Source organism: Arthrobacter sp. 01L42 (genome assembly GCF_056400005.1).
In genome coordinates this window covers 61,694-74,114 of sequence record NZ_JBFTSL010000017.1, presented here as the reverse complement: position 1 = coordinate 74,114, position 12,421 = coordinate 61,694, and the positions used below count along the sequence as shown (strand labels likewise).

Sequence of the window (12,421 nt, the reverse complement as noted above, 5' to 3'; positions counted from 1 at the left end):
TGCATTAGTTAACCAGATAACCTTACTAATGCCTGGCGGTCAACCCTGCGGAGCATTTGGAAGGTAAGTTAATAAAGAAACCTAGGAGGTCCGATGGCTACTTCTCCTTTCGAGATTGAGCTCACCGAGACCGAACGCACTGTGCTTTCGGTTGTCTACGCAAAGGGGGAGTGCACGCGTCCCGACATCAGTGCTTCCCTGGACGTATCCAAACCGACGGTGAGTCTCGCGGTCAGCGCGCTGGAGAATGCTGGCCTGATAGCGCCGGTCCGCGCTCGGCAAGGCTCGCTTGGTCGCTCTGCAACCGTTTATGCGATCGCCGCATCTGCAGGATGGCTCCTGGGCCTTGACATCGGTTCCACCCGGGTCAAAGTCCTTTCGCGAGGCTTGGATGGCCGTGAGCTGAAGAGTGTTAGTGAGAGCCTCAGCGGTCCAGGGAGCCGCAATGAACAAATCCTGAACCTGGTCAGCAGCCTGGTCACCCGGATGATTGACGAGTTGGCTCCCGTGGCCGGCCCCTTACGCGCGGTGGGCGTCGCTGTGCCCCGTGTCATTTCGCAATATCTCAACGACGAATCGTCCAGCCGGACCGTCGGCAGGCCCGCGCTGGCCGACATCCTCGCAGCCCTCGATCTGGATGAGGGCGTCCCCGTGCTGCTCGAGAACAACGTGAACTGCGCAGCACTTGCGGAAATGGAACTGGGAAGCGCGCAGGAGGTCGATGATTTCGTCTTCCTTCAAGTAGGCGTCGGCATAGGTTCGGGCATTGTCGCGGACCGGCGGGTTGTTCGCGGGGCACGAGGGGGAGCGGGAGAAGTCTCCTCCCTTCCCACGGGATGGCCTGCGAAGCCCGAGAACTCTGACCGCTTCGCACTTGAGGACTATCTCGGTGCAAACCAGTTCCTTGACCGGTGGACCTCTACTTGGGACGTCCGGCAGGGCCCTGTACCCACTACGGTTGCCCAGCTCTTTGACTACGCCGGTGCGGGCGTTCCGAGGGCGGTTGAAGCCCTTGACCAGCATTCCCGCGACATCGGGCAATTGGCGCTCTCCCTTGCAGCAGTGCTCGATCCAGCGCTGATCCTCCTAGGCGGCGGGGTCGGACAGAATCCGTACCTCCTGGAAGGTGTCCGGGGTGTGGTTCAAAGCGTAAAGCCTGAGGTGCAAGTGACTGCCGGTTCATTGGGGGAGGACGCAACGGTCGAAGGCGCAGTCGCCCTCACCCTTGACCATGCCCTCTCCGGCCTCTTGGGATCCCGGTACAAGCGGCGCTTGGACGATCGGACGACCGTCATTTTTGCCACCCAGAACGCTGCTGCCACGGTTGCTGACGCGGACCGGTCACGCAGCGTGCGAGGACTCACGTCAGCCTAAGTCGTTCTGACGCGAACCAGCCGACAATCCTCCGCGGGCGGCCGGAGAGAATCAGTGCCGCCCTGGAGCTGATGCGGGGCCTCTAACTGGCCCGTGCATCATTACGCGAGCAAGCGGAGCCGCTGCGGGTGAATCGCTTTCAATTGATTCGCCATGACGGAATAATCCATCGGGAGCCCCTGCGGTTTCAGCAGCAGCAGGGAATTCTCATAGATGCGCCCCCATCTTCCTCCATTTGGGACAGAGGGTTGACGCCGGCAGCATTAGTAAGGTTATCTGGTTAACTAACACCGACAGGCAGTGACGGCCCTCACTTTGAGCGCTTCGACTTAGATGTCTTCCGGTCAACCCCAAAAGCCATGAACTGGAACCAGTTCAGTAAGCAAGGAGCTTTGATGAAGAAAGCACTCGGCGCAGTGGCGGCGCTAGCTGTCGCAGCTGGACTTCTCACAGGATGCGGCTCAAGCGAGTCATCTGATCCAAACAAGAAACAAGATCTCACTCTCTGGGTGTACTCGGACTTCACGCAGGGTGAAGCTGGTGCTGTCATGAACAAGATCGTTGATGATTTCAAGCAGGAACACGCCAACGTGGGCGCAGTGACGCTGGTGCCCAAAAATGATGCAGACCTCCTTTCGGGGCTGATGTCCGGGGTAGGACTTCCCGATGCGTTCAGTGCAAGCGCCCGCGATGGTAAGAAGTACCGCGATGCCGTTGGACTCCTCGATCTCAAGCCGGTCTTCGACGAGGACTACGCGAAGGGCTTCTACCCGAAGGCCTTGGAGACTGTCTCCCAGGACGATGGCGTCTGGGCGGTCCCGTTTATCAGCTACACACCCGTCATCTATCGCAACCTCACCGTGCTCAAGAACGCCGGCGTTGACCCTGCCGAGGGTATCCCCACTCAGCAGGCGTTCCTCGATCAGCTTGCAAAGGTGCAGGCCTCGGGTGTGACAGCTACACACTCCTGGACCAAGGATGACTACTTCGGGCCGGGGGCGATCATGGCCGCCGACGCTGACAAGATCACTGAGGGCGTCAAGGACGGGAAAACGACCATCAAGCCTGAGGAGCTGGAGCGCACCTTTGAGACCGTAAAGGCCATCGACAAGTTCGGTAACCAATCGATGATCTACAAGGCTGACAGCACCATGGAGGCGTTCAAATCGAACAAGCTCGGTTACATGATTGGTGGCCCCTGGAGTGAGCCAGCGATTAAGCAGAGCGGGATTCAGTACGACTTCGTCCTCACGCCTCCTTATGAAAAAGGTGGCAGGACCGGCGGGCTTCAGGGTTGGGACTTCTTCTACGGCGTCCAGAGCAAGGACGACAGCCGCAACCAACTGGTTGCAGAACTGATGAAAAAGCTCGGATCGTACGACGTGCAGAAGGAATGGACCCTCAAAACGGGTCGCCCCACCCTGCGCCAGGATGTCATGGACGATCCGGCCGTCGTTAGCTCCTCCGCAATGGCGAAAGTGTCCTCCGAAGGCCTCAAGGGCGGCATGCCACAGATGGACTTCATGAAGTCAGGCGTATTCTGGCCCACTGCAATGACCGACCCGGTGGCGCAGCTGGGCGCCGGTGCGCTCACGCCGAAGCAAACCGCAGAAGAGTTCGTCAAGGGAATTAACAGCCTCTATGCCGAGGCTGGCGAGTAACCGAAACAGGACCTGTGCCCAGGGGTAACACTCTGGGCACAGGTATCACGACCGCAAGAAAAGAAAGGTACTCACGTGAGTACGGACTTAAAACCGAGCCTCGATCGGGCCTCGCCAGGGAGTCGCAACGCACCGGCACCTATTCGTCGCCTCCCCTTGAAAACCCGCCTTGCCCGGAGCCTGCCGATCTACATTGGCCTTGCTCCGTTCTTCCTCCTGCTCATCGTTTTCGTCGGCGCGCCCATGGTGTACGGCCTCGCCATGAGCTTCACGGACTGGTCCGTCTCGAGCCGAAGCACCCTTCATTTCGTGGGACTCGAAAACTACCTCTACATTCTGAGCGGTGAGGGACTCGGATCAACCCGATTCCTCAAATCACTGCTCAACCTGGCCATTTATGTCCCCATCACCGTCGTCATCGGCCTTGGCGTCTCCCTGGGTCTGGCCCTCATCGTGCACAACCTGCCCCGACGGTTCCAGTCGTTTCTGCGCAGCGGGTTCTTCGTGCCCACCGCGATTCCCTTGTTCCTGTGCGTGGGCATCTGGCTGTGGCTGATGGACTCTGACAACGGGCTCGTCGCCTCCAGCCTCGCCAAGCTTGGAATCGCAGTGGACGTCAACTGGGTCAACACAGCAGGCTGGGCCATCGCACTCATCATCTTCATCGACGTGTGGCACTCAGTCGGGTTCAACTTCGTGATCTTCAGCACCGGCATGCAGGAAATTTCGGAGGACCTCTACGAGGCTGCCGACCTGGACGGCGCGAACGTTTTCCAGAAGATGATGCGCATCACCATACCAATGATGGAGCCCATCATTTTCTTCGTCATCACCTATTCACTTATCAGCGCCCTGCAGGTGTACGACATCCCGCAAATTCTCACCAGCGGTTCGGATCCCAACTCGGTTGGCGGTCCAAACCAGGTCATGCTGTTCCCCGTCATGGAGATGGTCCGCAACGTCCGGATAGGCGGCGAAGCCGCCCTCGGCCGGGCAGCCGCTGAAGGCGTGATCCTGATGGTGATCATCATCGCCGTCACATTCATCATGTTCAAACTGCGCCGGAAGAAGGTGTGATTATGCGATCACCTATCGCTGGAAAGAAAAGATCGCGTACGGGAACGATCCTGATGGCCGTGCTCGCACTCATCTGGCTGCTGGCCAGCCTCTACCCGCTGTGGATGATCCTCAGCGCCACCTTCTCCGCAGACTCAACGAACATGAGCACAGCGCTCGTACCCGACGACCTCAACAACGGATGGTCCAAGGTGGTCGAAGCCTTCACTGCACTCGATCTGGGCACCACCTTGCGGGACACGTTGATCTTTACACTGATCGCAATCGCGGGAATGGCCCTCACCAGCTCGCTGGCCGCTTACGAATTCACCTTCTTTGATTTCCCAGGGAAAAGGTTCCTGTTCGCCATCCTCATGGGATCGATGATGCTTCCGCTCGTTCTGTACGTCGTACCCCTGTACCGGCAGGTGTTCAACATGGGACTGGCTGACTCATACCTTGGCGTAGCCCTGCCTCTCATGGTGTCCCCGCTCTCGGTATTCATCCTCATGCAGTTCATGGAAGACCTGCCGCGGTCATTCATCGAAGCGGCCCAAGTCGACGGAGCGGGCCACTTCCGTATCTTCTTCCTCATCGTCGTCCCGATGCTGCGGAACGGTCTGATCACAGCCACGGTTCTGCTTGCCCTCAGCGTATGGGGCGCCTTCCTGTGGCCCTCGCTGGTAACCGGCCAGGACGTACAGGCGCTCAGCGTCGCGATCGCCAACATGTTCAACCCGAACTTCTACGTCGACCCCCGAGTACGTTTCGCGGCCATGCTCATCGCCATGATCCCGCCGCTCCTGGTCTATATCCTCTTCCAGCGGCACGTCATCAAGGGAGTCGCCATGTCCGGTGTGAAGGGCTAAACCATGGTCCTCCTCCCGAGGCTCAGTAGGCACCTGACCCTGAACCTGGGCACCAGTATTGGTCCTCATCCCAGCGCGAATACCAGCGTTACAAGTACAGCGGCGCCGCCCTCACCGGAAGGGTGGCCCCGCTGTACTTGGGGACGCGAAAGCAATAGAAGCCACGAAGCCCAATTAAAATGCGACGTCAGTTCGTGGACTGGCGACTTCCACGACCGCCGCCCCCACCACTTTTGGAAGGGCCGATAATTTACCTTTCGTCAACCGAGGTTGACACAACATCGGTTATTGGCGTTCGAAAATGGCCGGCGGAGTGGCTGCAATTGAGGATTGCGCTGGGCTACGGCCTGATGCTTGGAGCTCTGGTTCCTGCTGTCACGCCCGGAGTTCAGGGCCCCCTGAGTTGATCTGTGATGAGCGCAGCAGCTGATGGCCCGCGGTCACGCCAACGATGTGAAGATCAGCTGCCCTGCGCGCGCCGGCTCAGGAGTTCTGGGTGCACCTGCTCGACGGAGGCGTCAGCGGATGGGATTCTAGACCAGGGCAGCAGACGGGCAGCCTCGGCTCATCGGTCTGTTGCTCCGGGACACGTCAAGGCCATCATTTGGAACTGAGGTAAAGAAGTGAATTCCACCGCTGCAATCCCTGTTACCGCCGTTCGTGTGGCCGAGCTGCTTCCCGAAGGCGAGCCGATGCCGGTCTATGTGCACATCATTGACCACCCCGATGCGCGTGTGCTGGTGGACACGGGCATGACGCAGCTTCATCCCGCGGTCGCCGACATGGATCCCCGACTTTACCCGTTGAAGGAACAGGATTTCGACATCCAAAGTGTCGACATCGTCGTCAATACCCACCTGCACTTCGACCACTGCGGAGGCAATCACCTCTTCGCGGGCAAGCCCATCTACGTCCAGCGTCAGGAACTCGACGACGCCCGCAACCAGAACGACTACACCATCCCTGAATGGGTGGACCCGCCCGGGATGCACTACGTTCCAGTCAACGGCGAGTTGGAACTGCTTCCCGGGCTACGACTCCTTTCAGCGCCAGGCCACACCCGGGGCTCACAAGTCGTTGTCATCGACGGAGATGAAGGCCCGACGATCATCGCTGGAGACACGGCAGTCTGGTTCGACGAACTCGATAACCCCCGCACGGAGGGCCAGCTACTCGTGCGTACTCTAAACCCTGCAATGGTTTGGCTCACGCACGAGCACAAGCCATGGACGCCAGAAACCAAAGCCTCTCGATGAACCACCAACTAGAGTGAATTGGGTGTCGACGAGCGCCCGGCCACCTTGACGGAATCAGGGTCATCGACCATCGGCCCGAACGCTCAGGCGAGAATCACAACGCTCCATGCAATAATTCTTGCATTGGAATGAAATTCTTGCAGACATGAGGAGCAGAGCCGACGTGGATACGAAGCCCTTTGACGAACGTATTCGATCGGCGGCGCAGCACTTGTCGAAGAGCCACCGTCGGATCGCTGAGTATGTAACCGCTCAGGACTCGACGCCTGGCTTGTTAACCGCCGCGACCATTGCGCAAGCTGTGGGCGTCAGTGAGGCAACAGTGGTCAGGTTCGCACAGGCGTTGGGTTACAAGGGCTACCCTGATATGCAGCGGTCCATGCAGAGGGCCCTGGTTCGGGACGTGACGACGGTCAGACGCTTCGAGGCAACGCTAAGGAATCTGGGCCCGGCTGAATCCGTCGTTGAACGCTGTCTTTTCGAGGACGCGCAGGCCCTGAGTGCGACTGCGAAAACACTCGATGCGGCTCAGGTGACGTCAGCTGCAGATGCCATGCTGAAGGCAGGGCACATCTTCGTTGTCGGCCATCTGATGGCTTACCCTGCGGCGCACCTGCTGTGGAGCGGCTGCCAGATGATAGGCATGCCAGCGACATTGGTTGAGTCATCGGGGGCGGACAGTGCGCTGCATCTGCATAAAGCAACGGAGAATGACGTGCTCATCAGTGTGTCGATGCACAGATACAACTCGAGCACGGTTTCCGTTGTTGAGATGGCGCAGGAGATCGGGATGACCCGAGTGGCGATCACCGATGATGTGCTTAGTCCGACAGCGGTACGCTCAAATCTGGCTCTGGTAACCGCCCAGTCCGGGGAGACTTTCTTTCAGTCCACTGCGCCGGTCATTTCCGTGGTCGATGCACTCCTGACCGTGTGCAGCATCATGCGTCCCGAAAGTTCTCAGTCGTCTCTCGCCAGGCTGGAGAAAAACTGGGATCAGGCGGGGACTTTCTACCAGACGGAGTGACTACACCCAGCGTCCGGATGAAGTTACCGGCCCGCAGTACCGTGTCGTTGTTTCTTCCTATTATTTGAATTCCGACGGGCAGCCCGGCCGTCCTCAGCGGCATGGTCAGTGCTGTCAGGCCGGAGTAGTTCGCTACTCGGGTGTTGCGCAGCAGCGCCGACCGGGGAGTCAAGCTTTTGTCTGCGAGGTGCACAATAGTCGCTCCGATTGTTGGAGCGACTACTGGGCACGTTGGCAGGACGATGGCATCACCGTCTCCTAGGGCTTCCTCGGCGTGTCTGCGACAATGGGTCATTGCCTCCCGGGCAGTGATGTATTCGTTGACGGAGATGCGGCCTGCGGTTTCAAGCCGGGCCAGGACGTCGGGGTGATAACCGCTGCGGTGCAGGTCGAGGCGCCCCCTGTGCACTTGAAAGGCTTCGTACGCCTGCACAATATTGCCAGCGGTCTGGCAGTCGTCCCAGCCGAGCAGGGAAGCTGCGGGCAGCGTCCCCAGTGCGTTGTAGACGGGTTTCCATGCTTCAGTGACGTGCTTGTCCGGGTCGTAGGCTTGGGACTCTTTGGCAAACCCGATGATGGGCACCCCTGGTACCGGATCATGCGTCCCACATCCGTATAAGGTCCTGACAAGAGGCGGTGATCAGACCGACATGGTCCAAGGACCGTGACAAGGGGAAGACTCCTTGGACGCTGATGCTCCCGTATGACGGCTTGAAGCCGTATACCCCGCAGAGCGCGGCAGGGATGCGGACGGAACCGGCTGTGTTGGTTCCCAACGCGCTGCCGGCCAGTCCCAGGGAGACCGCCACGGCCGCACCCCCGCTTGACCCTCCGGATACCCTTGTCGGGTCGTGGGGGTTCCGGCAGGGCCCGGCGGTGTTGGCCTCGCCCGTGCATCCGTAGCCGAATTCATCGCAACGCGTCGAAGCGACAGGCTCGAACCCTGCTGACTTCAGGGCTTGTACGGAGCTGGAGTCCCGGTCGCCGGAGTGTCCCAGCCGTGTAGCTGAGCCGCATTCAAATGGGAATCCGCTGACTTCAATGTTCTCCTTGACCAGAAGCGCCGTTGAGGTTCCCTGGCGGGCGCGTTGGCGGATGGCTGCGGCGTGAGGACTCCAATGCCGGATGGCTACGTCCTCGGCGGTCATGTGTTTGCCACGTAGACGCTCTTCGTTTCTGTGTAGTGGTCAAGGACATCGGGACCGAGTTCCCGCCCCCAGCCGGATGATTTCCATCCGCCGAAGGGCAGGGCAGGATCGACGGCGTGGTAGCCGTTGACCCAGACAGTTCCGGCGTGCAGTTGATCGGCTATGCGGAGGATTGTGCTGACATCCTTGCCCCAGATACCTGCGGCCAGACCGAAGTCTGTGCCGTTCGCCAGCCCGATCAGTTGCTGCTCGGAGTCGAATGAGTTCAAGAGGAGCACAGGACCGAATATTTCCTGCTGGACAATTTCGGAGAGGTGCGCGGCGTCCCGCACTACCGTCGGTGGGTAGTAGAAGCCTTCGTCTTCCGGGATCCTTCCTCCCGTGCTGACATGGGCCCCGTCGTTGCGTCCGCGTTCTACGAAGCCGTGGACACGGGCGCGATGGCCGGCTGTGATGAGTGGTCCCATCTGCGTTTCGGGATCCAGTCCGTCGCCAATCCGCATGGTTTTTGCCCGCTGCTCGACTCCCTCGGCAACTTCCTCGAAGATGCTCTGGTGGACATACGCCCGTGATCCTGCAGTGCACACCTCGCCCTGGTTGGTGAAGATCGCGCGGCATATCCCATCAATCGCTTCCTGTGGGTCTGCGTCTGAGAGAACGACTGAGGGTGACTTGCCGCCAAGTTCCAGGGTGACCCTCTTCAGGGACTCGACGGCCGCCCGAGCAACGGCCTGTCCGGTGGCCACTGACCCGGTGAAGGCTATCTTCGCTACTCTGCGGTCATGGGCGAGTGCCTCACCGGCGGACCGGCCATAGCCGGGCACGATGTTGACGACGCCGGCCGGGAAGCCGGCGCGCTCGATCAGTGTTCCAAGCCGCAGCGCTGTCAGCGGAGTCAGCTCCGATGGTTTGAGGACAACGGTGTTGCCGGCCGCGAGGGCAGGGGCAAGTTTCCAGGACGCCATGTTCAGGGGGAAATTCCAGGGAATGATCTGCCCGACGACGCCGACTGGGTGCCGTACGGTAAAGGCTTGCCATCCCTGCAGGGAAACGGGTTGCGCGGAGCGTCCGTCGATTTTGCCTGCCCAGCCCGCATAGTAGCGGAAGACCTCAACTGATGCGTCGACGTCGCCTCGCGCCAAGAACAGCGGTTTGCCGTTGTCGAGGGTTTCCAGAAAGGCGAAGTCATCGGCGTGCTGCTCCAGCAGATCGGCCAGCCGCCACAAGAGCGTTCCTCTGCGGCTGGGGGTCATTCGGCTCCACTCACCGTCCGTGAAGGCACGGGTTGCCGCGTTGATGGCGGCGCCGACATCTTCCGCCCGGGCTTCAGCGACCTCCGCGATGGTCTGGCCTGTGGCAGGATTGGCGACCGGTATCCGCGCGCCCGCTTGGGAATCGGTGAACCGGCCGTCGATGAAAAGCCGTTTGGGGGTCTCGTCCAGCAGGGCGTGTGCTGCGCGCCGGCGGTCGGCCAAAACACTGCTCAGAGCCGACGTAGCGCCGTTCATGAGAGTCCCCACATGAATCCCGTTGAGTCGGCCGGTACGATACCGGCCGCGTCCACGTGAAGCGCAGCCTTGAGTCCAGCGCCGGAAGCGCCGATGATGAACGGGCCAGGCCCTCGCCGCTTCAGCTGCCCGGCTATCGGGTTGCCGTGCCCTGTGGTTTGGAAGATCCTGAGGGTTGCGCGTTCGAAGTGAACGTCTGCATAGCCTGCATCCCAGACCGGAAACGGTGTCAGGAGACTGTCGGCGCTGGCGCCGTAGGCGGAGGCCAGTTCCGTCGCAGTGGCGACCGCGTCCAAGGCGGCCACTCCGACATATTCGATGGTGATGCTTCCGGCTGGATGGTCGGCGATGATGTTTTGGGACGCCAGCGCCGTTTCTCTTTGCCGGGGTGTGAGGATGCGCTCGATGACGATGGGCGGGCGGATGGGACTGCTGTCTGACTGCGGGTAGATGATCCGTGATCGTGACTGGAATCCGTCGGCGTGCACGCGTGTCATCTCGATTGCTTCCGGGACCGTGTAACCGTGCTGGCGGAGGCGCCGTGCCGCAGCATCCAGGTCGTCAGTTTCCATGGCCAGTGTTGCCAGCCCCTCGCCGCGGCGGAGGAAGTCCACGGCGTAGCGGCAGACTTCGGAGCCGCCTGCTGCTGCCGCGGCGGGGTCGGTGATCTCGAGGAGTTCGATGTAGAACAGTCCGAAGTGGCACAGGTCGTTGGCGCTTCCGAATCCCTCGTGGACGCCGCCTTCCACTGCGTGCAGGCCCAGGGTGCGCAGCCTGTCGCTGGACCGGTGCCTGTCAGCGACGAACTGCGTCACATGGTCCAAGGCCATCATTTGGCGCCGCCGGAGGTTTCCGTCAAGGAGTGGATGCCGTAGGCCAGGCGGGCCGCGGCGGGGGAGACTTTGCCTTCCAGGAGGTCCTCGTCCAGCAGGTGGTGGTCGCGGTCGGCGGGGTTGCCGTAGCCCCCGGCGCCGGGGGTGATCATTTCCACTGATTCGCCGGCGGGCAGGGTGCAGATTCCATGGACGGCGGTGATGGTGCCTCCAGCGACTGACGTGCTTGAGCGGGAGCCCTCCCGGCCGCCGTCCAGGCCCCAAGGGGAGGAGAGCCGTCGCGTGGTGGTGATTTTCAGCTCGGCACGGTGGTCCACTGTCCGCAGTTTGCGGCGGATGGCCATCCCTCCGCGGTAGCGGCCTGCACCGCCTGAGTCCGGGACGAGCTCATAGCGTTCGACGAACAGGGGGTACTCCTGTTCCAAGGACTCGATCGGCAGGTTGCTGGTGTTGGTCATGTGTACCTGAACCCCGTCCAGTCCGTCCCGGTTGAAACCGGCACCGAAGCCGCCGCCGAGTGTTTCCTGGTAGACGTAGTACTTCCCGGAGCGGGGATCCACACCGCTGAGCGAAATGGAGGCGTTGGCGCCATTGCATGCCGCGATGACTCTTTCCGGGACGGCCTGGGCCAGGGCGCCGTAGACGAGGTCCACCACGCGCTGGGTGGTCTGGCATCGCTGGTTCACCGCGGCGGGACTGACGCTGCACAGGACCGTGCCTTCGGTTGCGAGCACTGTGATGGGCCGGTACATTCCCGAGTTGGGAAGGATCGCCGGATTAACGATTGTCTTCACCGCGTAGTAGACCGTGGCCAGGAGTGCTGTGCGGATCATGTTCACGCTGCACTCAAGCTGGGCCGGGTTGTCGGAGAAATCGAAGGTCATTTCGTCGCCGCTGATCGTGACGTCGACCTTGAGAAGCAGCTCGCCGTCGAATTCGTCGCAGTCGAAGCGGTCCTCGAAGGAGTAGATCCCGTCAGGCAATCCGGCGATGCCGGCCCGTGTTTGCCGCTCGGCGTAGTCCTGCAGCTCCGCTGCTGCGACGCTGAACATCCCGGAGCCGTATCTGGCGCACATTTCCAGGACACGGGTCACGCCGACGCGGTTGGCTGCGACCTGGGCGCGGGCATCGTTGAGTCGTTCCTCGGGGACCTGGCAGTTGAGGAGAATCAGGTCCCAGACATCGTTTTGCCGTTCCCCTGCGATGTAGAGGCGTACAGGGGGGATCCGCAGTCCTTCCTGGAAGATGTGTTTGATGCCCCTGTCGACGAAGTCGGCGTGGTGGCCCGTGTTGGCGGCCCATCCGATGAGCTCATTGCCGTTGAAGATCGGGGTCACGACGACGATGTCCGGAAGGTGGCTTCCGCCACCGGTGTAGGGGTCGTTGCCGATGAAGACATCGCCAGGGTTCAGGCTCGCCGCGGGGTAGCGGCCCAAGACCTCCTTCACGACGCCCATCAGGGAGGACAGGTGAACCGGGACGTGTGCCGCCTGAACGATGGTGTCTCCGGAGGTGTCAAAGAGCGCTGTGGAGCAGTCACGGCGTTCCTTGATATTGGTCGAGTATGCGGCCCGGATGAGTGTTTCTCCCATTTCCTCCACGATGGACTGGAGAGCACTTCCAATCACCTCAAGCGTCACGGGGTCCAGGGCGGCGGGGGCGGGGGTCATGGCTGGTTGCGTCTGTCGT

Annotated in this window: 11 protein-coding genes; 6 read left to right on the top strand and 5 right to left on the bottom strand. The window is 60.9% G+C overall.

The window, feature by feature from the left end; genetic code table 11:
• The first annotated feature begins 93 nt into the window (after positions 1–93).
• From AC1DN2_RS15470 to AC1DN2_RS15445, 6 genes are all read left to right on the top strand, one after another.
• Positions 94–1,374 (top strand): ROK family transcriptional regulator, encoded by a 1,281-nt coding sequence (locus AC1DN2_RS15470; RefSeq protein ID WP_476851008.1) that lies wholly within the window; start codon positions 94–96, stop codon positions 1,372–1,374.
• Between the two features lie 395 nt (positions 1,375–1,769).
• Entirely contained in the window at positions 1,770–3,035 is a 1,266-nt protein-coding gene (locus AC1DN2_RS15465) for an ABC transporter substrate-binding protein (protein ID WP_476851007.1), read from the top strand.
• 156 nt (positions 3,036–3,191) lie between these two features.
• Positions 3,192–4,112, top strand: a complete 921-nt coding sequence (locus AC1DN2_RS15460) for a carbohydrate ABC transporter permease (RefSeq protein WP_476851006.1) — start codon at positions 3,192–3,194, stop codon at positions 4,110–4,112.
• Between the two features lie 59 nt (positions 4,113–4,171).
• A complete protein-coding gene (locus AC1DN2_RS15455; RefSeq protein ID WP_476851005.1) occupies positions 4,172–4,960 on the top strand; it encodes a carbohydrate ABC transporter permease in 789 nt (262 codons plus the stop codon).
• 623 nt (positions 4,961–5,583) lie between these two features.
• On the top strand, positions 5,584–6,216 hold the full coding sequence (locus AC1DN2_RS15450; RefSeq protein WP_476851004.1) for an MBL fold metallo-hydrolase: 633 nt from the start codon (positions 5,584–5,586) through the stop codon (positions 6,214–6,216).
• A 163-nt stretch (positions 6,217–6,379) separates the two neighbouring features.
• The gene (locus AC1DN2_RS15445; protein ID WP_476851003.1) at positions 6,380–7,243 is read left to right on the top strand and encodes a MurR/RpiR family transcriptional regulator; all 864 of its coding nucleotides are present in this window, start codon (positions 6,380–6,382) and stop codon (positions 7,241–7,243) included.
• Here AC1DN2_RS15445 and AC1DN2_RS15440 read toward each other — a convergent pair.
• The 5 genes from AC1DN2_RS15440 to AC1DN2_RS15420 form a co-directional block, all read right to left on the bottom strand.
• Positions 7,158–7,652, bottom strand: coding sequence for an amidase family protein (locus tag AC1DN2_RS15440; RefSeq protein ID WP_476851106.1), 495 nt, complete (start codon positions 7,650–7,652; stop codon positions 7,158–7,160). The genes AC1DN2_RS15445 and AC1DN2_RS15440 overlap by 86 nt on opposite strands.
• 187 nt (positions 7,653–7,839) lie before the next feature.
• On the bottom strand, positions 7,840–8,391 hold the full coding sequence (locus AC1DN2_RS15435) for an amidase family protein (RefSeq protein ID WP_476851002.1): 552 nt from the start codon (positions 8,389–8,391) through the stop codon (positions 7,840–7,842).
• Entirely contained in the window at positions 8,388–9,899 is a 1,512-nt protein-coding gene (locus tag AC1DN2_RS15430; RefSeq protein WP_476851001.1) for an aldehyde dehydrogenase family protein, read from the bottom strand. Before AC1DN2_RS15430 ends, AC1DN2_RS15435 begins: the two co-directional genes overlap by 4 nt.
• Complete coding sequence (locus AC1DN2_RS15425) at positions 9,896–10,732, bottom strand: VOC family protein (protein ID WP_476851000.1); 837 nt, start codon at positions 10,730–10,732, stop codon at positions 9,896–9,898. The genes AC1DN2_RS15430 and AC1DN2_RS15425 overlap by 4 nt, the downstream gene beginning before the upstream one ends.
• On the bottom strand, positions 10,729–12,402 hold the full coding sequence (locus AC1DN2_RS15420; RefSeq protein WP_476850999.1) for a hydantoinase B/oxoprolinase family protein: 1,674 nt from the start codon (positions 12,400–12,402) through the stop codon (positions 10,729–10,731). The genes AC1DN2_RS15425 and AC1DN2_RS15420 overlap by 4 nt, the downstream gene beginning before the upstream one ends.
• Positions 12,403–12,421: the final 19 nt, after the last annotated feature.